The sequence below is a fragment of the Streptomyces sp. NPDC088147 genome (genome assembly GCF_044741565.1).
Lineage (GTDB): Bacteria > Actinomycetota > Actinomycetes > Streptomycetales > Streptomycetaceae > Streptomyces.
Window position 1 is genome coordinate 627681 of record NZ_JBIUSY010000004.1, and the last position, 23595, is coordinate 651275.

The 23595-nt window shown below is 71.2% G+C and carries 18 protein-coding genes; 5 read left to right on the forward strand and 13 right to left on the reverse strand.

Features of this window, described 5'->3' with window-relative positions:
* Positions 1-26: 26 nt before the first annotated feature.
* Positions 27-812 carry a transcriptional repressor LexA gene (gene lexA, locus ACIOGX_RS17800; RefSeq protein ID WP_030350125.1) on the forward strand — a complete coding sequence of 262 codons (786 nt, stop codon included), beginning with the start codon at positions 27-29 and terminating at the stop codon, positions 810-812.
* Between the two features lie 151 nt (positions 813-963).
* On the opposite strand, the gene ACIOGX_RS17805 is transcribed toward lexA, so the two are convergent.
* The 5 genes from ACIOGX_RS17805 to ACIOGX_RS17825 form a co-directional block, all read right to left on the reverse strand.
* Positions 964-2934: an ATP-dependent DNA helicase gene (locus ACIOGX_RS17805; RefSeq protein WP_383967540.1), complete on the reverse strand. Its 1971-nt coding sequence runs from the start codon at positions 2932-2934 to the stop codon at positions 964-966.
* Between the two features lie 38 nt (positions 2935-2972).
* Complete coding sequence (locus ACIOGX_RS17810) at positions 2973-4976, reverse strand: IucA/IucC family protein (RefSeq protein ID WP_401914140.1); 2004 nt, start codon at positions 4974-4976, stop codon at positions 2973-2975.
* Positions 4977-5095: 119 nt separating this feature from the next.
* Positions 5096-5833 (reverse strand): GNAT family N-acetyltransferase, encoded by a 738-nt coding sequence (locus tag ACIOGX_RS17815; RefSeq protein ID WP_387016430.1) that lies wholly within the window; start codon positions 5831-5833, stop codon positions 5096-5098.
* A gap of 41 nt (positions 5834-5874) precedes the next feature.
* The gene (locus tag ACIOGX_RS17820) at positions 5875-7788 is read right to left on the reverse strand and encodes an IucA/IucC family protein (RefSeq protein ID WP_401914142.1); all 1914 of its coding nucleotides are present in this window, start codon (positions 7786-7788) and stop codon (positions 5875-5877) included.
* Positions 7789-7825: 37 nt separating this feature from the next.
* Complete coding sequence (locus ACIOGX_RS17825; protein ID WP_356511891.1) at positions 7826-9184, reverse strand: diaminobutyrate--2-oxoglutarate transaminase family protein; 1359 nt, start codon at positions 9182-9184, stop codon at positions 7826-7828.
* Between the two features lie 338 nt (positions 9185-9522).
* Between ACIOGX_RS17825 and ACIOGX_RS17830 the strand changes: the two genes are divergently transcribed.
* Entirely contained in the window at positions 9523-10749 is a 1227-nt protein-coding gene (locus ACIOGX_RS17830) for a trypsin-like serine peptidase (protein WP_401767409.1), read from the forward strand.
* A gap of 241 nt (positions 10750-10990) precedes the next feature.
* Here the strand turns inward: ACIOGX_RS17830 and hflX are convergent, their stop codons facing one another.
* The 6 genes from hflX to miaA form a co-directional block, all read right to left on the reverse strand.
* Positions 10991-12481, reverse strand: a complete 1491-nt coding sequence (gene hflX / locus ACIOGX_RS17835) for a GTPase HflX (RefSeq protein WP_356511895.1) — start codon at positions 12479-12481, stop codon at positions 10991-10993.
* 124 nt (positions 12482-12605) lie between these two features.
* A complete protein-coding gene (locus ACIOGX_RS17840; RefSeq protein WP_401914147.1) occupies positions 12606-14165 on the reverse strand; it encodes a M1 family metallopeptidase in 1560 nt (519 codons plus the stop codon).
* Positions 14166-14317: 152 nt separating this feature from the next.
* Positions 14318-16468 carry a RelA/SpoT family protein gene (locus ACIOGX_RS17845; protein ID WP_401914150.1) on the reverse strand — a complete coding sequence of 717 codons (2151 nt, stop codon included), beginning with the start codon at positions 16466-16468 and terminating at the stop codon, positions 14318-14320.
* 118 nt (positions 16469-16586) lie between these two features.
* Positions 16587-17558, reverse strand: coding sequence for a diaminopimelate epimerase (gene dapF / locus ACIOGX_RS17850; protein ID WP_401914153.1), 972 nt, complete (start codon positions 17556-17558; stop codon positions 16587-16589).
* 34 nt (positions 17559-17592) lie between these two features.
* Positions 17593-18030 (reverse strand): hypothetical protein, encoded by a 438-nt coding sequence (locus tag ACIOGX_RS17855; protein ID WP_356511903.1) that lies wholly within the window; start codon positions 18028-18030, stop codon positions 17593-17595.
* A 125-nt stretch (positions 18031-18155) separates the two neighbouring features.
* On the reverse strand, positions 18156-19094 hold the full coding sequence (gene miaA / locus ACIOGX_RS17860; protein ID WP_356511904.1) for a tRNA (adenosine(37)-N6)-dimethylallyltransferase MiaA: 939 nt from the start codon (positions 19092-19094) through the stop codon (positions 18156-18158).
* Positions 19095-19372: 278 nt separating this feature from the next.
* Between miaA and ACIOGX_RS17865 the strand changes: the two genes are divergently transcribed.
* Positions 19373-19546, forward strand: a complete 174-nt coding sequence (locus tag ACIOGX_RS17865; RefSeq protein ID WP_356511906.1) for a gliding motility protein — start codon at positions 19373-19375, stop codon at positions 19544-19546.
* Positions 19547-19586: 40 nt separating this feature from the next.
* Entirely contained in the window at positions 19587-19832 is a 246-nt protein-coding gene (locus ACIOGX_RS17870) for an antitoxin (protein WP_401914157.1), read from the forward strand.
* Between the two features lie 205 nt (positions 19833-20037).
* On the opposite strand, the gene ACIOGX_RS17875 is transcribed toward ACIOGX_RS17870, so the two are convergent.
* Positions 20038-20772 carry a hypothetical protein gene (locus ACIOGX_RS17875; RefSeq protein ID WP_401914159.1) on the reverse strand — a complete coding sequence of 245 codons (735 nt, stop codon included), beginning with the start codon at positions 20770-20772 and terminating at the stop codon, positions 20038-20040.
* Between the two features lie 74 nt (positions 20773-20846).
* Positions 20847-22334, reverse strand: a complete 1488-nt coding sequence (gene miaB / locus ACIOGX_RS17880; protein ID WP_401914162.1) for a tRNA (N6-isopentenyl adenosine(37)-C2)-methylthiotransferase MiaB — start codon at positions 22332-22334, stop codon at positions 20847-20849.
* 118 nt (positions 22335-22452) lie between these two features.
* Between miaB and ACIOGX_RS17885 the strand changes: the two genes are divergently transcribed.
* Positions 22453-23454: a TAXI family TRAP transporter solute-binding subunit gene (locus tag ACIOGX_RS17885; protein ID WP_401914165.1), complete on the forward strand. Its 1002-nt coding sequence runs from the start codon at positions 22453-22455 to the stop codon at positions 23452-23454.
* Positions 23455-23595 lie beyond the last annotated feature (141 nt).

Here is a 23595-nt window from a genome sequence, read left to right on the forward strand (position 1 = left end):
GGGAGAACATTTCGAGAGGGGCCGACGTGACCACCACCGCAGACAGCGCCACCATCACTGCCCAGGACCGCTCCCAGAGCCGACTCGAGCCGGTGCATGCCATGAATGACGTACTCACGAACCCGGAGGGCGCCAAGCCCACACGTTCGTTGCCCGGCCGACCTCCAGGAATCAGGGCGGACAGCTCCGGTCTCACGGACCGGCAGCGAAGGGTCATCGAGGTCATCCGTGACTCCGTGCAGCGGCGCGGATACCCGCCTTCCATGCGGGAGATCGGCCAGGCCGTGGGCCTCTCCAGCACCTCTTCGGTGGCCCATCAGCTGATGGCTCTGGAGCGCAAGGGCTTCCTGCGGCGTGACCCGCACCGGCCGCGTGCGTACGAGGTGCGCGGCTCCGACCAGCCGAGCACCCAGCAGACGGACACGACCGGCAAGCCCGCCGCCTCGTATGTCCCACTGGTCGGCCGGATCGCCGCCGGTGGACCGATCCTCGCGGAGGAGTCCGTCGAGGATGTCTTCCCGCTCCCCCGCCAGCTGGTGGGTGACGGAGAGCTGTTCGTGCTGAAGGTCGTCGGCGACTCGATGATCGAGGCCGCGATCTGCGACGGCGACTGGGTGACGGTCCGCCGTCAGCCGGTCGCGGAGAACGGCGACATCGTCGCCGCGATGCTGGACGGCGAGGCGACGGTCAAGCGCTTCCGGCGCGAGGACGGCCATGTCTGGCTGCTCCCGCACAACGCGGCATACCAACCGATCCCCGGTGACGAGGCGACGATCCTCGGCAAGGTGGTGGCGGTCCTGCGCCGGGTGTGAGCATTCCACCGGCTCCGACCGGGCCCCGGAACCTACTGCGCCGGTTCCGGGGCCCTGCTGTGTTTTCGAGGCTCCATTCCGAGGCTCTGTTTCCGAGGCTTCGCGTTCGAGGCTCTGCGTTCGAGGCTCTGCGTTCGACGCACGAAAGACCTCAGTGCCCCTCGGCCTGGGCCACCGCGTCGATCGACGCGAGGGAGCGCCGTACCTGATTACGGTCCGTGGTGTACCAGAAGTCGGGCAGTGACGCCCGCAGGAAGCTGCCGTACCGCGCGTTGGCCAGCCTCGGGTCCAGTACGGCCACGACGCCCCGGTCGCCGCTCGCCCGCACCAGACGTCCGGCGCCCTGGGCCATCAGCAGGGCGGCATGCGTCGCCGCCACGGCCATGAACCCATTGCCGCCGGCCTCCTCGACCGCCTTCTGCCGCGCGCTCATCAGCGGATCGTCGGGACGGGGGAAGGGAATCCGGTCCATCACCACGAGCTGCGAGCTGGGGCCCGGCACATCGACGCCCTGCCACAGGGACAGCGTGCCGAACAGACAGGTCTTCGGATCGGCGGCGAACGCCTTGATCAGCTCGCCGAGCGTCTCCTCGCCCTGGAGCAGGATCGGCGCGTCGAGCCTGCCCCGCAGCTCCTCGGCCGCCGCCTGGGCGGCCCGCATCGAGGAGAAGAGCCCGAGCGTACGGCCGCCCGCCGCCTCCACCAGCTCCGCCAGCTCATCCATCATGTCGCCGCGCGAGCCCTCCCGGCCGGGCGTGGCCAGATGGCGTGCGACATAGAGGATGCCCTGCTTGCGGTAGTCGAAGGGCGAGCCGACATCGATGCCCTTCCACTGCGGGACGTCGTCGCCCTCGGTGCCCTCCGGCGCCAGCCCCAGCGAGGCGCCCACACCGTTGAAATCGCCGCCGAGCTTCAGCGTCGCGGAGGTGAGCACGACGGAGCGGTCGGTGAAGAGCTTCTCCCGCAGCAGTCCCGAGACCGAGAGCGGGGCGACACGCAGGGACGCGCCGAACCGGTCGTGCCGTTCGTACCAGACCACGTCCCACTCGGAACCGTTGGCGATCCGCTCGGCCACGCCATGGATGGATTCGACGGAGGCCAGCGCCTGCTTCCGTACGACATCCTCGTCCTGGACGGACTTGTCACGGGTGGAGCCGAGCGCCGAGATGACCGTACGGGCCGCGTCGCGCAGCGCCATCAGTGCGTAGCCGAGGTCCTCGGGGATCTCTTCGAGCCGCCCGGGGAGGGCCAGCTCCATCAGCCGCTCGAAGGTCTCGGCCGCCGTCTGGAGGGCGTCCGCGGCCTTCTCGTTCACCAGCTTCGCCGAGCGGCGCACGGCGCGGTGGACCTGCCCCGGGGTCAGCTCGCCGGTGGCGACTCCGGTGACGCGCGAGACCAGTTCATGGGCCTCGTCGACGATCAGCACCTCGTGCTGCGGAAGCACCGGGGCGCCCTCGATCGCGTCGATCGCCAGAAGCGCGTGGTTGGTGACGACGACATCGGCGAGCTTGGCACGCTCACGCGCCAGCTCGGCGAAGCACTCCGCGCCGTAGGCGCATTTCGAGGCCCCCAGGCACTCCCGCGACGAGACGGAGACCTGGGACCAGGCGCGGTCGGAGACACCGGGGGTCAGATTGTCGCGGTCGCCGGTCTCGGTCTCGTCCGCCCAGTCCCGCATCCGCAGCAGGTCCTGGCCCAGCTTGCTGGTGGGCGCGGCCGCCTCGAACTGGTCGAAGAGGCCGTCCTCCTCGTCCTGCGGCATCCCCTCGTGCAGCCGGTGCAGACAGAGATAGTTCGAGCGGCCCTTGAGCATGGCGAACTCCGGCCGCCGCCGCAGCAGGGGATGCAGCGCGTCGACCGTACGCGGAAGGTCTCGCTCCACGAGCTGGCGCTGCAACGCCAGGGTGGCCGTGGCCACCACGACCCGCTCGCCGTGGGCCAGGGCCGGCACCAGATAGCCCAGTGACTTACCGGTGCCGGTGCCGGCCTGGACGAGCAGATGGGACGGGGCGTCGATGGCTTCGGCGACGGCCTCGGCCATGGTGACCTGGCCTGGCCGTTCCACACCGCCGACGGAGCTGACGGCGGCGTGGAGGAGCTCGGGGAGTGATGGCTTCGTCATAGCCCGACCACCCTACGGGGCCCCGCTGACAACGGACGTCACTCGCTCGTCCGCCGGACGGCGAGCGGGTTGGGAACCGTACCGTGCACGGCGGCGTGCGGCCGGTGGGCGCGGTCCCGGTAGCCGTCGAGATGCAGCCGGTTCCGGTTGAGGCACAGGCGCTCGATGCGGGGCGTGAGCAGATCGAATGTCTCGAAACGTTCCTTCAGCTCCGGGAACCGTGACTGGTACCGCAGGATCTCCGCCCGTACGAGGGACCAGAACTCGTCCTCGGACACGCCCAGTTGGTCCTGGCAGAGCGGCGCGAGATAGCGGAAGACGCCGACGAAGAGCCCTGAATGGATGAACTGGGTGAGGAAGGACGGCTCTTCCGTCAGAAGAATGCTCTGCACGTCCGCGGGCATCGAGTCGTGCTCGGGCAGCGGCCGGGCGCTGATGTTCACATCGTCGACGAAGTCCTTGATGGCGAGCCGTACCGGCACGTCCTGGCCGTCGAAGACGACGATGGCGTTCTCGCCATGCGGGGAGAAGACCGTCCCGTAGCGGTAGAGGAAGTGCAGCAGGGGCGGCAGCAGCGCCGAGAAGAGCCGCTGAAGCCAGTCGGCGGGCGTGAGTCCCGAGCGCGCGACCAGTTCTGCGGTGAACGCCAGGCCGTGCGGATCCGTATGGATGAGGGAGGCGAGCGTACGGGCGCGCTCACCGGATGCCAGCCGGGCCTGGAGGGGCTCGCGCCAGATCGCGCCGAGCAGTTCCTTGTACTGGTAGGGAACCTCGGGGAGATGGTCGTAGAGGGGATGTTCAACCGTGACGGAGGCGACTTCACCGAGCAGGATCACCGCGCAGTCGTCGCGGAGGAAGGTGTCCGCGTCGCGCACCGCGTGCATCCACGCGGTGACGGCGGGGGCGGCGAGCGTGCGCTCCGTGGGAAGGCCGCGCCAGACGAGGGTGTTGAGGATGGACAGCGGCAGTTTGACCGTGTGCCGGTCGGGCCGTCCGAGGTTGAGGAAGGTGCGGATGGACTGCTGCGGCAGCCGGAGGTCACCGTCGGTGGGGAGCGGGACGATCGCTCCCTCGGCTATGGCGGGGGCGTAGAGCTGAAGCAGTACCTCGTCCCACTGCCAGGGGTGCACAGGGAGGTAGAGATAGCCGGCGGGGTCGAGCCCCCGGCTGCGGAGTATGGAGTCGAAGCGCTCGCGCACGGCGTCGTCGAGTTCGCCGGCGTAGAGCTGGTCCGGCGTTTCCAGCGAGCCGACTCCCCGGTAGGTGGCGAGCGAGGTGCTGGCCGCGATCCAGGGGAGCTCGGTGGGGGTACGGGCCTCGGGCGCCCAGCGGTCGGCGTCGGTGGCGGAGAAGCCGCCCCGGCCTTTGTTGAGGACGATCCAGGGGTGGCCGGTCTGGTGTCCTTCGAGTTCGGCGTAGCCGAGGTCGGCGAGGCGTGCGGCGCTGAGGGCGGTGTGATCGAGCTTCGCGTCGGCCGCGATGGTGGTGGTCAGCTCACGGACGAGATGGCCCAGGGTCGCGCCGTCGAGGGCGAGCAGCCGACGGGACAGCAGCAGAAAGCGCAGGGGGTCCGTGAAGCGCCGGCCGTCGCAGGCGAGGGAGCCGGGATCGACGCGCCAGCTGCCGTAGGCGCCGCGGCTCGCACGGAAGGTGAGCGTCTCGCCGCCGTCGAGCGTGAGGGCGTACGGGAGCAGTCCCGCCGCTGAGGCATACGCGTCATACGAGCCAGGTGCGTCGGGCACATCAGGCGCATCAGGCGCGGATGCCTCGTCGGACGACGGCACCGGTGCCGGGACCGATGCCGCCGCTGAGGCCGCTGCCGGGACCGCTGGCGAGACCGGCTCGATGATCTCCTCGTACGCGAACTCACCGATCAGTTTGGCGAGAAGGCGGCCGGCGGCTCGCTCCCAGGCCCGTGGGTTCAGCTCGGGTGGGGAGAACAGCCCGGCCGGCTCGGTGGAACGGGTGGAACCGTGGGAATCGCTGGAGGATATGGGGCCGGTGGGGCCGGCGGAGTCATGGGTCGCAGGGGACGTCGGCACGTGGACTCCTCGGGGAGGGAACCGATGGGATCGAGGTCATCGAGTTGTAGGGCGATCGAGCGGGGCGGGCGTCGCGGCGGGACGGGCGTCGAGGCGGGCCGGCCACGCGAGCCGGTCGTTCACAGCAGCTCGCGCAGGGCACGGTCGCGGACCATGAGGGCGGCTCGTTTGTCGGGCAGGTCGACTTCCGCGGAGAACCGGAAGCCGGCGCTGAGGAAGGCGGACACGGAGGGCGTGTTACGGAGGTCGGGCTCGGCGATCACGCGCCCGCAGCGCGGACGGTGATCGAGGACGAGATCGGAGACGGCTCTGAGGAGGGTCGTGCCGACTCCGCGGCCGCGGTTGGTGACGCCTCCCACCAGGAGATGGATCCCGGTGTCGTGGGGGCGTGCGGGGTAGTGCCGGGCGAGCGGATCGAGGTCCGCGCGGTAGATCTCCCAGTAGCTCATCGGGACCCCGTCGAGCACACCGAGACAGGGGACGCTGCGGCCGTCGCCGTCGAGCTGCGGGCGCAGATGGGCGGCGGTGACCTCCTCCGGCCCCGCCAGCTCCCAGAAGGCGGCGACGGCGGGGTCGTTCATCCAGCGGCTGATCAGCGCCACGTCGCGGGCGAGGCGTACCGGCACGAGCTGGAAGACACCCGCGGAGGTGGCGGCGGGCCCCCATCCGGCCGGGGCGTCGAGCAGATCTCCGCCCGCGGGGTCGTCACGCGAAGGGGTCAGGGCCATCGGATCCCCCTCTCCGAACAGTGCGACGAGCTCATCGGACCACCGCATGTCGAGGGTGTCATCGGCGCCCCCGACCGTACGCGGGGTGGGACCGGCTCCGGTGTCGGTGCCGGCATCGGTGGGAGACACAGGGAAGCTCTCCTCTCGGCGGTGCGGACGATTCATGCCCTTCAACGGCGAAGGGGGTTGGCGATGGTGACGTAGACGGACTGGGTGTCGACGGGGCCGACCAGCTCGTCGAGGCCGTGCAGCCGGGTGAGCATGTTGGCCTTGCAGCGGAGGGTGGATGCCTCCAGGAGCTGCTCGGGCAGCCGTGAGCCGAGCCCTGCCGCCCCGGCGAGGAACTGGCGGAAGGCGGCGATCAGTACGCGTTCGTCGGCCAGGCCCTGGGCGCCGAACGCGCCGATCAGACCGAAGACGTTGTTGATGCCGAGGTAGTAGGCGAAACGCTCGTCGGTGACATCGTCGGAGACGAAGGTGTCGCTGGCGGCGCCGATGCCGGGCAGCCGGCGTTCCAGTGAGCCACGGTGGGACTCGCGGAAGTAGTAGCCCTGGTTGTCGCGGTAACGCCCGCCGACGGGCCAGCCCTCGGTGTCGAGGAGGACCAGGGTGTTCTGCTGGTGTGCCTCCAGGGCGATGCCGGCCGTACCGTCCAGCCAGAGCACCGGGCGTACGACCTGGTCCAGGTAGCGCAGGAACCACTCGGCGGCCACGGCCCCGCCGGAACGGCCGGTGCGGGCGGCGAGCGTGGAGACGATCCCGGCCAGCCGCGACCGCATACCGGCACGCCCCGGGCAGGGGCGCGCGGCGGTGAGTCCGGCGATGCAGACGGCGTCGTCCGCCGAGGTGAACGGATTGTGGCGCAGCATGACGTCGAGTCCGGTCACGGCTTCGCCGTCCTCGGTGTCGACGGCGAGCCAGGCGGGGTCCCGGACGATGTCGAAACCGGGATGGGCGGCCTGCCACTCCTTGGCGAGTCCGCTGCGCAGCAGCCGCTGGACCTCGACACCGCGGTGCAGTTCCTTGCGGAGGTTCTCGCGGCGGGAGTTGGTGATGCGTACCCCGAGGGAGAGCTTGAGCATGGCGGGGGCGCCGGGCCGGTAGACGGTACGGATCGAGGAGGTGGGGTGCCAGGGTGCGCCGTGGGGGCCCAGGTCATGGAGGAGACCGGCGTCGAGGAGGCGGGCCACGGCGGGGCGGTGCCTCACCTCACGCGCCTGCCAGGGATGGAGCGGCAGGGCGACGGAGTGTTCGGGAAGAGTGACATCGCCGAGGAGGCGTGCCGTGAGCTTCTCGGCGGGCAGGACGCGGCCCTGCTCGGTCCAGGCGGAGTCGGTGGCGAGTACGGACCGGTCGACGGCCATCCAGTGCAGCGGGAACGAGCCGCGCGACTCCGGGGAGTAGAGCCGGGCCTCGGCCTCGGAGAGCCCTTCCCGGCTCTTGGGCGTGGGATGCAGGGGGTGGCCGAGGAGGAGCGACTGCTCGGCGGTGAGGAACAGGTCGGCGTCGGGAGCGGCTTCGGGGCGGCGGCGCCGCTCGGCGAGGAAGTCGGCCGTGTGGAGAAGGGAGTTGGCGACCCTGCCGACCAGCTCCCCGCCCTGGTAGCGGCCCGACTCCCGGCCGAGGAGGGCGGCGACGGTGACGGCCTCGGCGGCCGGGGCGTCCCGGGGGGCGCTCTCCAGGTACGGCATCCCGAAGCGGTGCCAGCCCGTCACCGACCAGTACCGGACGGGGACGAGCAGCGCGGTGCCGCTGGCGTGGAGGGGGATCCGGAGGACATGGTCCTCGGGGCGTGGCAGATCGTTCTCCCTGACCCAGCAGCGCAGCAGATTCTCGACGGCCGCCGCGTCGGCGGCCTTCAGCGGGTCGGGGTGGTCGAGCTGGTCGGCCACCGGGACTCCGGCGAACGTGTCGGCGCCGCCGGCGAGTTGGCCGTCGAAGCCGCCCGTCGGCTGCCGTGGCACCGTCGTCGGCTCGACGGTGCCGGAGGCGCGGGACGCGTCCTGCACCCGGTCGTGTTCTCCGGGGTGGACGGTGGGGCGGCCGGCGGCCTCGGGCACATCAGGTGCGGGGGTGGAGTTCACGGCGGGGGCTTCCTTGTGAGGGTGTCCGGGGGCAGTTCTAGGGGCCGGTTTCTTTCCGGCGGAGTGCGGCGCGCTCGGCGGCGGCCAGGGCGTCGGCGAAGCGGTCGAGGACCGCGACGGCCTGCTCGTCGGTGAGCGTGAGGGGCGGGAGCAGCCGTACGACGGCGGCCTGGCGTCCGCCCAGTTCCACGATGAGGCCGCGGCTCAGACACTCCCGCTGGACGGCTGTGGCGAGGGCCGGATCCGGCGGGGCCGGGTCACCGGCTTCCGGGACGACGAGTTCCACACCGATCATGAGACCACGGCCCCGCACGTCTCCGATACAGGAATGGCTGGCGGCCAGACCCTGGAGCTGCCCCAGCATGCGCGCGCCGAGGATCGCGGCGCGGTCGGCGAGGTGGTTCTCCCGTACGTAGGCGAGGGTGGCCGCGCCCGCCGCCATCGCGAGCTGGTTGCCGCGGAAGGTGCCCGCGTGGGCGCCGGGCGGCCAGCAGTCGAGATCCGAGTGGTAGACGATCACGGCCAGCGGAAGGGAACCGCCGATGGCCTTGGACATCACCATCACATCGGGGGTGATCCCGCTGTGCTCCACGGCCCAGAAGGTGCCGGTCCTGCCGACCCCGGTCTGCACCTCGTCGGCGATGAGCGGGATGGACCGGCCGGCGGTGATCTCGCGCATCCTGCGCAGCCAGCTGTCGGGGGCGGGGATCACCCCGCCCTCGCCCTGCACCGGTTCGAGGATCATTCCGGCGGGGGCGGGCAGGCCGCCCTTGGGGTCGTCGAGGAGGTTCTCGGTCCAGCGCGCGGCGAGTTCGGCACCGCGCTCCCCGCCGATGCCGAACGGGCAGCGGTACTCGTACGGATACGGCAGCCGGGTCACCCGTACGTCCTCGGCTCCCCCCGAGGCGGCGAGGGCTCCGGCCGTCATCCCGTGGTAGGCGCCGGTGAAGGCGAGGAGTCCGGTGCGGCCGGTGGCGGTACGGACGAGCTTGAGCGCGGCCTCGACGGCGTCGGTGCCCGCGGGGCCGCAGAACTGCACCCGGGCGTTCTCGGCGAACCGCGGTGGCAGGGTGGCGAACAGCTCTGTGGTGAAAGCGTCCTTGACGGGTGTGGCCAGATCGAGGACATGGAGCGGGGCCCCGGAGTCGAGGACCTTCCTGATCGCTTCGAGCACGACCGGATGGTTGTGTCCGAGGGCGAGTGTGCCCGCGCCGGAGAGGCAGTCCAGGTACCGCCGCCCGTCGGCGCCTTCGATGGTCAGTCCTCGCGCGCGCACGGGCACGATGGGCAGGGACCTCGCATAGGTGCGGGCCGCCGATTCCCGTAAGGACTGCCGCCGGAGAATGCCCTCATGGGCGACGGTCGGTGCCGCTGGAGGGGGTTCGGTCACGGCCACGGCTGTCGGTCCTCCCGTTGTCACACTTCATGTCACAGTCAGTCAGTTGCGGTTGTTCGTCGGTCGGTTGTCAGTCAGTACGGCGCTCACCCGCCGAATGTTCGACGGTGGACACCGACATGAGACGGGGCGCCGTCCCGTACGTACAAACGACGGGAAGTGCCAGGGATCACGGGCAGCCGAAAGATCCTTGGGACGCGGAACCGCTGCCCTGCCGCACGCCGTCCCCATCGGCACCGGCATAGTGGGGGGCCGTCGTCCCGGCTCCGGCACCGCGACCGGGGCGCGCCCTACGTTTCACCGTTCCGAATTGTCCGAAGTCCCAGGGGGATCACGCCATGCGACCCATTCGCGCCACGCTCGCCGCACGCCGTGGAAGGAGCCCACGGCGCAGAAACTCCCCCGTCCTCGCCTCGGCGGCGATGGCCGCGGCACTCGCGCTGACGGCCACGGCCTGCGGGCCGGAGGAGGACAACGCCACCGGTCAGGCGAGCGACGCCGCCACCGCCTCGTCCGACGGCAAGATCCAGATACCCGACGAGCTCAAGGACCGGCTCAAGGAGCGCGGGTTCGATATGGACAAGTGGAGGAACGGCGAGTGGAAGAACTGGGACAAGGACACCTGGCTGCGTGAGGCCAAGGACTACATCAACCCGATCATCGAGGGCCTCTGGGACCCGGACCGGATGCGGGACGCGGAGAAGCCGCCGGAGAAGGCCGTCGAGGAGCAGGACATCTCCGGCGACGCGGGCGTGACCGACCCGACTCCGGATCCGGTCACCGCGCAGGCCGTGAACGCGCCTTACCGCGAGAACGCCGCCGAGGCGGGCAAGTTGTTCTTCGACGGCCCCGAGGGGTCGATGGTCTGCTCCGCGACGGTGGTCGAGGACCCGGCCCACCCCGGCAAGTCCAACCTGGTGTGGACCGCGGGCCACTGCGTGCACGCGGGCAAGACCGGCGGCTGGTACCGCAACCTCGCCTTCGTCCCGTCGTACAACAACGACGGTCTGTCGACGGCCGATCTGGAGACGGCCCCCAAGGAGCGGATCGCTCCGGAGGGCGTGTGGTGGGCCGACTGGGCACAGACCTCCGAGCAGTGGATCTCGCAGGGCGCCTCGAGCGGCGGCCAGGGTGCTCCGTACGACTTCGCGGTCATCCATGTCACTCCGGAGAAGGGCGGCACCGGCAAGTCCCTGGAGGAGACGGTCGGTTCGGCACTGCCCGTGGAGTTCAACGCTCCGGCCACCCCGCAGATCGACGCCATGACGGCGACCGGCTATCCGGCGGCGCCGCCGTTCGACGGCCAGAAGCTCTTCCAGTGCCAGGACAAGCCGGGCCGGCTGTCGCTGACGGCCGACGACCCGACGATGTACCGGGTCGGCTGCACCATGACCGGTGGCTCGTCCGGTGGCGGCTGGGTCGCGAACGGCGCGGACGGCACGCCGGCCCTGGTGTCCAACACCTCCATCGGTCCGGTCACGGCGGGCTGGCTCGCCGGGCCGCGTCTCGGTGATGTCGCCAAGGGCGTCTACGACGGGGTCAGCGAGAAGTTCGCCGGTCGGTGACGCGCGGGCCCGCGGGCCCGTCCAGGGCCCCGCGGTGACAAGGCCATCGGGGCGATCGGTGCCATCGGCCCGGTCGCCCCGGGGCGGTCGCTCGGGGCGGTCGCTTCCGGCCGGTCGCCTCGGGCCGGTCGGCGGATCCGGGTCTCGGCGCGGGCGCCGAGGACATCTGCACGGCACGAAGGCCCGCCCCCTTCTCACGGAGGGGGCGGGCCTTCGTCCTGTTACGGGCCGCGGCCTGCGGTCAGCCGGCCACCGGCACATACGGAGCGAGCGCGGCGGCCAGCTCGTCATGGACACGCGCCTTGAGCACCGTGCCCTCCGGGGCGTGTTCCTCGGAAAGCACCTCGCCCTCGGCATGGACCCGGGAGACCAACGAGCCCTCGGTGTACGGGAGAAGCACCTCGACCTCGACCTCGGGCCGGGGCAGCTCCTCGTCGATGAGCGCGAGCAGCTCGCCGATCCCCTGGCCGGTACGCGCCGAGACGGCGATCGCGTACCGCTCCGCGCGCAGCAGCCGCTGAAGCACCAGCGGATCGGCCGCGTCGGCCTTGTTGATCACCACGATCTCGCGTACGTTCACCGCGCCCACATCGCGGATCACCTCACGCACGGCGGCCAGTTGCTCCTCCGGCGCGGGGTGCGAACCGTCCACCACATGCACGATCAGATCGGAGTCACCGACCTCTTCCATCGTGGAGCGGAACGCCTCGACGAGGTGGTGCGGCAGATGCCGGACGAATCCGACCGTGTCGGCCAGGGTGTAGATCCGGCCGCTCGGGGTCTCGGCCCGGCGCACGGTCGGGTCGAGGGTGGCGAACAGCGCGTTCTCCACCAGCACGCCCGCGCCGGTGAGCCGGTTGAGCAGTGAGGACTTGCCCGCGTTGGTGTATCCGGCGATCGCGACCGACGGCACCTTGTTGCGCCGCCGCTCCTGCCGCTTGATCTCGCGGCCGGTCTTCATGGCCGCGATCTCCCGGCGCATCTTCGCCATCTTCTCGCGGATACGCCGCCGGTCCGTCTCGATCTTGGTCTCACCGGGACCGCGGGTGGCCATGCCGCCACCACCGCCGCCACCCATCTGACGGGACAGCGACTGACCCCAGCCGCGCAGCCGCGGCAGCATGTACTGCATCTGTGCCAGCGCGACCTGGGCCTTGCCCTCACGGGACTTGGCGTGCTGGGCGAAGATGTCCAGGATCAGGGCCGTACGGTCGACGACCTTGACCTTGACGACGTCTTCGAGATGGATCAGCTGGCCGGGGCTCAGCTCACCGTCGCAGACAACGGTGTCGGCGCCGCTCTCCAGCACGATGTCCCGCAGCTCCTGGGCCTTGCCCGAGCCGATGTACGTGGCCGGATCGGGCTTGTCACGGCGCTGGATCACACCGTCGAGCACGAGCGCGCCCGCCGTCTCGGCGAGCGCCGCCAGCTCCGCGAGCGAGTTCTCGGCGTCCTGCACGGTCCCCGAGGTCCATACGCCGACCAGCACCACGCGCTCCAGGCGCAGCTGCCGGTACTCGACCTCGGTGACGTCTTCCAGCTCGGTGGAGAGGCCCACCACACGCCGTAGCGCCGCGCGCTCGGAGCGGTCGAACTGCTCGCCGTCCCGCTCTCCGTCGATCTCTTGGCTCCAGGCGACGTCCTCTTCCATCAGGGCATCGGCCCGAAGGCTTTCCGTGCGGGGGTCCGCGAAACGCTGTACGTCCTGGGAAGGGGAGGAAGAGGAGGTCATTGGATCCTTACGTCGAAGAGAAATCCGGTACGTCAGTCACAACGCGTGACGATGGGAAATGATTCCCGGCCGCGTCGCCGACCATTCGATGGTGACACGGTTCCGCCCGGCCGTCACTCGGGTTTCACGCTCTGTTCCCGTCCGACGTCCCAGCGCTGTCCGATGTCCCGGTGCCGTGGGGTGCCCCGGTGCCGTGAGGCGTCCGGTCCGGTGCGGCGTGCCGATTCCGCGGGGCGTTCTGGTTGCCGGCCGGTGCCTCGGAGCGCCAGTCGGGGTGGCCGGGCATCGGCGGAGTCTTCTGCCGGTACAGCCACGCCGTGAAGAACGCGGACAGATCACGCCCCGCGACGGACGACGCCAGCTCGGTGAAGTCCGCCGTCGTCGCCGTCCCGTCCCGGTGGATCCGTACCCAGTCCCGTTCCAGGCGCGCGAAGGCCTGCTCGCCGATCTCGTTCCGCAGCGCGTAGAGCACCAGCGCGCTTCCGTCGTACATCACCGGCCGGAACAGGCTGATCGGCTGCCCCTCGACCGGAGGCTTCGGGCTGGCCGGCGGGCCGCCCGCCGCCCGCCAGCCGTTGGACTGCCGGTACGCCTCCCGCATCCGGGTCTCCATCGACTCCCCGGCGTGCTCCTGCGCGTAGCGCATCTCGTACCAGGTGGCGTGTCCCTCGTTCAGCCAGAGGTCGGACCACCTGCGCGGGGAGACGCTGTCGCCGAACCACTGGTGTGCCAGCTCATGAACCATGACGGAGTCGACGTACCACTCCGGGTATCCGGGCTGGGTGAACAGGGAGCGCTCGAAGAGCGAGAGTGTCTGTGTCTCCAGCTCGAAGCCGGTGTCGGCGCCCACGACCAGGACGCCGTAGTTCTCGAAGGGGTACGGCCCGACCTGCCGCTCCATCCAGCCGATCTGGTCCGGTGTCTTCTTGAGCCAGGGCTCCAGCTTCTGGCGGTCCTTGGTCGGCACCACGTCCCGTACGGGCAGTCCGCCGGGCCCCTGGCGGCGCACCACGGTCGAGTCGCCGATGGAGACCTGGGCCAGTTCGGTGGCCATGGGGTGGTGGGTGCGGTAGGTCCAGGTGGTGATCGCGCCCGCGCGTGCCCTGCCCTCCAGCACGCCGTTGGCCACGGCGGTCAGCCGCTCGGGCGCGGTGATCCGGAAGGTGAAGTAGGCCTTGTCGGCGGGGTGGTCGTTGCCGGGGAAGACGCGGTGGGCGGCGTCGGCCTGGTTGGTCATCGCCAGTCCGTCGCCGGTCCGTACCCAGCCGCCGCGGTTGCCCGTGGGGTCGCTGGTGTGGCTGACGGTGATGCGCATCCGCGCGCCGTCCTCGACCGGCGTGGCGGGGGTGATCACCAGGTCCTCGCCGGCCGTGGCGAAGCGCGCCGCCGCGCCGTTCACCTGGACCGAGCGGACCTTTCCGTGGGTGAAGTCGAGGTTGATCCGTTCCAGCCGCTGGGTCGCCTGTGCGTCGATCTTGGTGATGGCGTCCAGCGGCTTGCGGTTGTCGCCGCCGTAGGTGAAGTCGAGGTCGTAGGCGACCACGTCGTAGCCGGGGTTGCCGAGCCGTGGGAAGAGCGGATCGCCGATGCCGAGCGGCTCGGGGGCGGGCAGGGTCGCGGCGACGAGGGAGACCGAGGCGGCGGCCAGCAGGGCGGCGCGCAGTCGGCGGTTGGTGAGGAGCATGCCCCACGGCTACCAGCGCCTCCCTGGCGCACCGCGGCGGCGCGCTCCGTACCCACCCGAAAGGGGCAGGTCAGAGCGCGGGCACGGGCCGGATGCCGATCGGCGCGCGGTTGACGAACACCGTCGCGGTCGACCGACGCCCGGCGGAGCGATCAGGCCGTCGCCGGATGCTGGGCGCGGCTGACGTCGTACACCCCCGGTACGTCGCGCATCGCCCGCATCAGACCCGGCAGCCCCGCCGCGTCCGGCAGCTCCAGCGTGTACGTGTGCCGTACGCGCTGTTCGCTGGGCGGTTCCACGGTGGCCGCGACGATCGCGGCGCCCGCCGTGGCGATGGCTTCCGTGAGATCGGCGAGCAGCCGCGGACGCCCGAAGGACTCGGCGTACAGCGTGACCCGGCACTCCGGCGCGTCTCCCCAGCTCACCGCGACGGGCGCGCGGTCGAGGGCCCGCATCCGTTCCACCGCCCGGCACTCCTGCCGGTGGACGGTGACGACGCCGCCGCGGATCGCGAAGCCGGTGACGGCGTCGGGTGGTACGGGCGTGCAGCAGCCCGCCAGCCGGACCGTCGCGCCCGGCAGGTCCACCACGGCGTTGGCGACGTCCCGCCGCCCCGTGCTGACGGCGAGGGCGGCGCGGGGCGTGGCGGCGGGGAGTCCCACCGTTTCCGGGTGCGCCGCGAGCCATCCCGTGATCGCGATCCGGGCGGCGGCGGTACGGGCGTGGCTCAGCCACTCCGGGGAGGGCCCCGAGACGGCGTCGCCGTCGAGCAGCAGCTGGACCGTGTCGCCGTCGTTCAGGACCGTGCTGAGCGTCGCCAGCCGGCCGTTGACGCGCGCCCCGATACAGCCGTGCGCGGCCTCGCCGTACTGCGCGTACGCGGCGTCCACGCAGGTCGCCCCGGCCGGGAGTCCGAGCATGCCGCCCGCGGCGCGGAAGACGGTGATCTCCCGGTCCTGGGCGAGGTCCGCGCGGAGCGTCGTCCAGAAGGTGTCCGGGTCGGGCGCCGCCTGCTGCCACTCCAGGAGCCGGGAGAGCCAGCCGGGCCTGGTCGGATCGGCGCGCTCGCCGTCCTGCGGCTCCCCGCCGGACTCCTGCGCCGTACCGGCCGGGGCAGCGGTCCCGGGGGCGGATCCCGGACCGTCCGACGCTCCCCCGCTCTCCACGGACGCGTACGGATTGCCGAGGGCGACGACCCCGGCCTCGGCGACCTTGTGCATCTGGTGCGTACGGATGAGGACTTCGGCGACCGCTCCGTCGGGCCCCGCCACCGCGGTGTGCAGCGACTGGTACAGGTTGAACTTGGGCGCGGCGATGAAGTCCTTGAACTCGGAGATGACCGGTGTGAAACAGGTGTGCAGCTCGCCCAGGACCGCGTAACAGTCGGCGTCCTCGCCGACGAGCACCAGCAGCCGGCCGAAGTCCGTGCCGCGCAGCTCGCCGCGTTTCAGCCCGGACCGGTGTACGGAGACGAAGTGCCGCGGCCGCACGAGGACTTCGGCGGCGATGTCCGCCTCGCGCAGCACCCTCCTGACGTCCTCGGAGATCGCCGCGAGAGCGTCCCCCGCGGTGGCGTTGTCGGCGATCAGGGCACGGGTGTGCGCGTACTCCTCGGGATGGAGGATCGCGAAGACCAGGTCCTCCAGCTCGGTCTTGAGGGCCTGCACACCGAGGCGTTCGGCGAGCGGGATGAGGACGTCCCGGGTGACCTTGGCGATGCGGGCCTGTTTCTCGGGGCGCATCACACCGAGGGTCCGCATGTTGTGCAGCCGGTCCGCGAGCTTGATCGACATCACTCGGACATCGTTGCCAGTGGCCACGAGCATCTTGCGGAAGGTCTCGGGCTCGGCGGCGGCGCCGTAGTCGACCTTCTCCAGTTTGGTGACCCCGTCGACCAGATAGCAGACCTCTTCACCGAACTCCGCACGCACCTGATCGAGCGTCACTTCGGTGTCCTCCACGGTGTCGTGGAGGAGAGAGGCCGTCAAGGTCGTGGTCTCGGCGCCCAGTTCGGCGAGGATCAGGGTCACGGCCAGCGGATGCGTGATGTACGGCTCGCCGCTCTTGCGGAACTGTCCGCGGTGCGAGGCCTCGGCGAGGACATACGCCTTGTGCAGCACGCCGAGGTCGGCGTCCGGATGGTGGGCGCGATGGGCGTCAGCGACATGGCCCATGGCGTCGGGCAGCCTGCCCCTGGAGGTGGGGCCGAGTAACGCGGCGCGGCCGATTCTGCGCAGGTCGATCCGGGGAAGGCCGCGTCTGCGACTGATCTGGGCACCAGGGTTGGTGGCCTCTGCACTCATGGGGCACCTCCGGCAGCTTCGACCGGCGGTGAAGAGCAAGGGCGCCCTCCGGGCCGGTGCTTGATGCTACCGAGCCCACCACGTGGACCAGTCCCGCTCCCGCCCGGCGTGAAACGGATCACCCATTCGAGCGAGCTTCAGGGCGAGTTGCGAAGGCCGTTTCGAGCCAGACCGGATCGACGTACCCCTCCGCGACGATGACGGCGGGTCCGGTCATCTCGATCTCGCCGTCCGGGTGCTCCGTGATGACGAGCCGTCCGCCGGGCAGATCCACGGTGTAGGTGACGGGGGCGCCGGTGACCGCGGGGTCGGTGCCGTCCCTGCGGGCCGCGGCGACGGCCACGGCGCAGGCGCCCGTACCGCACGAGCGGGTCTCGCCCGAGCCGCGCTCGTGGACCCGCATGGCGACATGGCGGGGACCGCGGTCGACGACGAATTCGACGTTCACCCCGTCCGGGTAGACGGACGCGGGGCTGACCGGCGGCTCGGAGAACAGATCCCCGGCGTGCGCCAGCTCCTCCACGAAGGCGACCGCGTGCGGATTGCCCATGTTGACGTTCCGCGCGGGCCACTCCCGGCCGCCCACGGCCACGGTCACCCCGTCGTCGGGGAGCACGGCACGCCCCATACGGACCGTGATGCCGCCGTCCTCGGCCCCTGTCGCGCTGTCCGTGCTCGTGGCGCTCGCGCCGCCCGTGGCGCTCTTGGCGAGATGCGCCCACTTCACGCCACCGCGCGTGGCCACCGCCAGATCGCCCGCCGTCACATGGCCGGCACGCTGGAGATAGCGGGCGAAGACCCGCACGCCGTTGCCGCACATCTCGGCGACGGACCCGTCGGCGTTGCGGTAGTCCATGAACCACTCCGCCTCACCGGCCATGGCGCGCGCCTCGGGGTGTGCGGCGGACCGTACGACATGCAGCAGCCCGTCGCCGCCGATGCCGGCCCGGCGGTCGCACAGGGCGGCGACGACGTGGGGAGGCAGGTCGATGGCGTTGTCCGGGTCGGGGACGATCACGAAGTCGTTCTCGGTCCCGTGTCCCTTGAGGAAGGCGACCGGCGCGGTCGGGGAAGTGCTCACGGGATCCATCGTACGAGCAGGGTCCGACATCACGACCGCGCGGTCAGCGCAGCCGGGCGACCCGCCAGACGGCGAGGGCGACGAGGGCCGCGGCCACGGAGACGTACAGGGCGATGACCCGCCAGTCGGGGCGCTCGCCGGAGGCGCGGGTCGGCAGGCCCGGCCAGGTGTGGCCGACCCTGCGGGCGGCCATCATGGCCCAGCCCGCCGCGCAGCAGCTGATCAGCAGCCCCAGCATGGCGACGACCGCGCCGCCGTCCCCGGTGCCGAAGGCGAGGGGGAAGGCGAACATCAGCGAGCCGATCGCGGCGAGCCCCACGATCGGGGCGAGCTGCCAGATCCGCAGCCGGCGCTGGGGACGCAGCTCGACCTCGACCTCCGGGGTCGTGGTCTCTTCCTCGGGCCCGTCCGGGCTCAGCCCGGGAGAGGCTTCCGGAATGTCCGGTGCCGTGGGTTCTCTGTCGCGAGGGCCGGCCTCCATCGCCACGCGCCCTCCCCAATCGGACTTCACTGGTCGATCGATGCCCGATGGTCGATCGATGCTCGATGATGGCACGCCCGGAGGTACCGCAAGGGCGCACGGAGCGTCCCGATGCCATCACGTGATCAGGCTGTGACCGCTCGTTCGACCAACGCCAGCGCCCGGCGCGGCAGTTCCTCCCTGTGCTCCGATCCGCCGCCCAGCCAGTGGACCCGCGCGTCGCGGCGGAACCAGGAGTCCTGGCGGCGCGCGAAGCGTTTGGTGGCGCGCACGGTCTCGGCGCGCGCCTCGTCGTCGGTGCACTCCCCCGCGAGCGCCGCGAGCACCTGCTGGTAGCCGAGCGCGCGCGAGGCGGTACGCCCTTCGCGCAGGCCCCGGCCCTCCAGGCCCCGTACCTCGTCCACCAGCCCCGCGTCCCACATCCGGTCCACGCGCTGCGTGATCCGCGCGTCCAGCTCGGGGCGGGCGACATCGACGCCGATCTGGACGGTGTCGTAGACCGAGTCATGGCCCGGCAGATTGGCGGTGAACGGCTTGCCGGTGATCTCGATCACCTCCAGCGCCCGGACGATACGGCGGCCGTTGCTGGGCAGGATCGCGCGGCCCGCCTGGGGATCGGCGGCGGACAGCCGGGCGTGCAGGGCGCCCGATCCGCGCAGGGTCAGCTCGCTCTCCAGCCGGGAGCGCACCTCGGGGTCGGTGCCGGGGAAGTCGAGGGCGTCGATGGCACCGCGTACGTACAGCCCGGAGCCGCCCACCAGGACGGGGGTACGGCCCGCGGCGAGCAGCCGGTCGATCTCCGCCCGCGCGCGCCGCTGGTACTCGGCGACGCTGGCGGTCTCGGTGACCTCCCAGATGTCCAGGAGGTGGTGCGGGATGCCGGCGCGCTCGTCCGCCGTCAGCTTGGCGGTCCCGATATCCATCCCCCGGTAGAGCTGCATGGAGTCGGCGTTGACGACCTCACCGTCGAGTTGCCGGGCGAGATGAACGCCCAGATCGGACTTGCCGGCCGCGGTGGGACCGACGACGGCGATGACCCGCGGTGGGGTAGCTGCGCTTCTCACCGCCCCAGTCTCGCAAACACACAGGCCGCTCCCCGAACGAGTTACGTGACGGCACACGGTCGGCTTCGTTGCCTGTTGCGAGGTTCCGGCCGCCGGTTTTCTGGCCGGTGCCCCTGGGCGGCGCAATGGGACGCTCCGGGCGGCGCGGAATTTCGCCCCCACGAGTAACGTATGGAGAAGATATGGGTGTTTTTTCACGGTTTCGCCGGAAGTCGGTAGCCGCGTCCAAGGCGTCAACCGCAGAGGCACCGGCCACCACTCCGACGGCCGATTCCGCCGTGGACAGCGCTGTCGTGGCGGCGGAGGCGGAATCCGGGGAGACCGGAGCGGCGACGGCCGAGCCTGCGGAGAGCGCCGGGCCCGAGACGACGGCGGAGGGCGTGGAGATCCCGAAGCAGCAGTCGGCGGAGGCCGCGGCGGACAATGAGGCCGGGAAGAGCACCCGCAAGTAGGCTGCAAGTAGGCTGTTGTCTCTCCGAGGGAAGGTGGCCCATGAGCTTCCTGGATTCATTGAAGGCCAAGATCGGCCCGGCCAAGAACAAGGTCGCTGACCTCGCGCAGCAGCACGGGGACAAGATCGAGCACGGGCTGGAGAAGGCCGCCCGCACGGTCGATCAGAAGACCAGGGGCAAGTACAGCGGCAAGATCGACAGCGGGACGGGCAAAGCCAAGGACGCCCTGGGCAAGCTCGCTCACAAGGATGACGGCACGACCCCGCCGCCACCGCCCGCTTCCTGATCCTCTCCTGTTCTGTCCTGATCCTCGGCACAGAATGGCCGGACAACACCGGCCGGGACGGCCGCGAGGCGCTTCACGGCGCTTCGCGGCCGTCGTCTTTCGTGCCCTCGTGGCGCTACGCCCTCCGGAGCGGGCCGGCTGTCGCCGCCCGTCGGCGCCGGGAGGGCACTACGACCGTCCCGGCGCCGGGAGGGCACTAACGGCCCTACGACCAGGCCGCGACGAGATACCCCACGCCATAGGGCGCGGCCTCGTACAGCAGCTCGCCGCCCAGGCCGGCCCCTTCGGCCGCGCCCGCGAGCACCTGCCAGGGCGCCCGGCCCGCCGCCTTGAGCGCGTACGCCAGCTCCGCGTCCAGCGCCTTCAGCGCCGCCACGTCCGCCGTACCCAGGGCCCTGGCGGCCTCCTCGTCGAATCCGGCCGCCCGTTCGTCCAGATAGCCCGGCGCCTTCAAGGAACGGCACGCGCTGGCGTCGCCCATCACCAGCAGCGCCAGCCGGCCGTCCCCCGCGGCGATCCCCCGGCCCGTCCGCAGGCAGCGCTCGGTGTCGAGAGGCTCCCCCACGCCCAGTCCGCTGACGGGAGCGGCCGTCCAGTGGGTGTGTTCGAGCAGCCAGGCCGCGACGGCCAGGGACACGGGCAGTTCACGGCCGGGGCTTTCACCGGCCCCGGCGTCCGCCGCGGCCGTGTCCGTGCCCAGGACGACATCGAGGTCCACGCCGAAGCCGCGGAAGGACCCGGTGGTCCCCGAAGGGTGCTCCCCACGGCGGTCCGGCTCGGCGGTCCCGATGACGATCAGCCGGTCCGGCCTGGCGGCCGCCAGCACCCCGAGGGCATCGGCACACGCGGCGCGCGCGGCATCGAGTTCGGGGGCGGCTCCGGCGGCCACGGCGGGTACGAGCAGGGGCGGGCCGGGACACACGGCGGCGGCTACGAGCATGATCCGCAGCCTAGACGAGCAGGGCCGGGGACCCGTCCGTCAGAAGTCCCGTCCGCCCGGAGGCCGGTGCCCCGTCACTCGACGGAACAGCCGCCCGTCACCGCCGGCAGCGGGGCCGGCACCCCGACCGTGGGCAGCCCCAGCAGCACGCCCGCGGGCTTCGCCGCCTCGGTCGCGTTCCGGCGGTCCCAGGCGTCTCCGGCGCGGGTACGGCGTACCTTCCGCGTCGGTCCCTCGGCGAGGAGATGGTGCGGCGCGGCGTAGGTGATCTCGACGGTGACCACATCGCCGGGACGCACCTCCTCGTCCGGCTTGGTGAAGTGCACGAGGCGGTTGTCGGGGGCGCGTCCGGAGAGCCGGTGCGTGGCGCCGTCCTTGCGCCCCTCGCCCTCCGCGACCATGACCTCCAGAGTCCGGCCGACCTGCGTCTTGTTCTCCTCCCAGGAGATCTCCTCCTGGAGGGCGGACAGCCGCATGTAGCGCTCCTGGACGACCGCCTTGGGGATCTGCCCCTCCATCTCGGCGGCCGGGGTCCCGGGGCGCTTGGAGTACTGGAAGGTGAACGCCTGCGCGAAGCGTGCCTCGCGTACGACCCGCAGGGTCTGCTCGAAGTCCTCCTCGGTCTCGCCCGGGAAGCCCACGATGATGTCGGTGGAGATGGCGGCGTGCGGGATGGCGGCGCGCACCTTGTCGATGATGCCGAGATACCGGTCCTGCCGGTACGAGCGGCGCATCGCCTTCAGGATGGTGTCCGAGCCGGACTGGAGCGGCATATGGAGCTGCGGCATCACGTTCGGCGTCTCGGCCATCGCGGCGATCACGTCGTCCGTGAAGTCGCGCGGGTGCGGTGAGGTGAAGCGGACCCGCTCCAGGCCCTCGATCGCGCCACAGGCCCGCAGCAGCTTGGAGAACGCCTCGCGGTCGCCGATGTCGGATCCGTACGCGTTGACGTTCTGGCCCAGCAGCGTGATCTCGGAGACGCCCTCGGCGACCAGCGCCTCGATCTCGGCCAGGATGTCGCCGGGGCGGCGGTCCTTCTCCTTGCCGCGCAGCGCGGGGACGATGCAGAAGGTGCAGGTGTTGTTGCAGCCGACGGAGATGGAGACCCACGCGGCGTAGGCGGACTCGCGGCGGGTCGGCAGCGTGGAGGGGAATGCCTCCAGCGACTCGGCGATCTCGACCTGGGCCTCTTCCTGGACCCGCGCGCGCTCCAGCAGCACCGGCAGCTTGCCGATGTTGTGCGTACCGAACACGACATCGACCCAGGGGGCGCGCGTCACGATCGTGTCGCGGTCCTTCTGCGCCAGGCAGCCGCCGACGGCGATCTGCATGCCCGGCCGCTTGGTCTTCATCGGCGCGAGGCGGCCGAGGTTGCCGTAGAGCTTGTTGTCGGCGTTCTCCCGCACCGCGCAGGTGTTGAAGACAACGACGTCCGCGTCCCCGTCGGAGCCTTCGGGCGCGCGGACGTATCCGGCTCCCTCCAGCAGGCCCGACAGCCGCTCGGAGTCGTGGACGTTCATCTGGCACCCGTAGGTGCGTACCTCGTAAGTCTTCGCGCTCATCTCGCCCACCAGGGTAAGGGGTCACGCGGTTCGGCTGTCCGGGGATTCCCCGCGGAGCCCGTGGCGAGCAGAAGACAAGGCCTGGCCATTACGGGGAGTGAGCTGACAGGATCGTGGCATGTTCGGCCCCATGTCCCGTGTCAGCCGCGGCCGCGCCCTCCGGGGCGCCGCCGCGCTGCTGGTGCTGCTCGGGCTGCTGCTGTGGTGGCTGCTGCCGATCGGGACCTCGTCGCCGACCGGCTCGGTCACGTTCAGCACGGGCGTGAAGACCGGGGTCTACCAGCGGTACGGAACGCTCCTGAAGCAGGATCTCGCCCGTGATCTGCCGGATGTGTCGATACAGCTCAGGACCAGCGAGGGCTCGCAGCAGAACATCGCGTGGGTGGCGGCAGGCGAGGCCGATTTCACCATCGCCACCGCCGACGCCGTCGCCAAGTACCAGAAGGACGGCAAGCCGGGCGCGGACCGGCTGCGCGGCTGCGCGCGGCTGTACGACGACTATGTGCAGCTGGTCGTCGCGAAGGACTCGGACATCCGCTCCACCGCCGGTCTGCGCGGCAAGAAGGTGGGCGTGGGGCAGGAGGGCTCGGGGGTCCGGCTGATAGCGGACCGCGTGCTGTCCGCGGCGGATCTCGATCCGCGGAAGGACATCGTCCCGTTCTCGGTCGGGATCGACACCATGCCGGGCCTGCTCGAACGGGGCGAGCTGGACGCCTTCTTCTGGTCGGGCGGGCTGCCCACCGGCGCGGTGCAGGACCTGTCGGAGCGCTTCGACATCCGGCTCGTGCCGCTGGAGTCCTCGCTGGTGGACAGGCTGCATGCCTCGGGCGAGGCGGCGTCCCGCTACTACCGCTCCGCGGTGATACCCGCCGACGCCTACGGCAAGGCGCAGGACGGCATGGCGGTACCGACGGTCGCGGTGGCGAATCTGCTGGTGACCACCGACCGGATGAGCGCCGGGCTGACGGAGGGCTTCACCCGCACGGTCATCGACAGCCGGGACCGGATAGGCGACGAGGTGCATCCGGCGCAGCTGGTGGATCTGCGGACGGCGATCTATACGGACCCGCTGCCGCTGCACGAGGGCGCCAAGCGGTACTACCGGTCGGAGAAGCCGTAGCCCGCAGGCCGCGCGAGCGCCTGATCAGGCCACCGGTCAGGCCGCAGGGGCAGGCCCCCCGGGCGCAGACTGTCGGGCAGACCACGCGTCAGGCCCGTCGGGGCAGACCACGCGTCAGGCCGTCGGGGCAGGCCGTCGGGT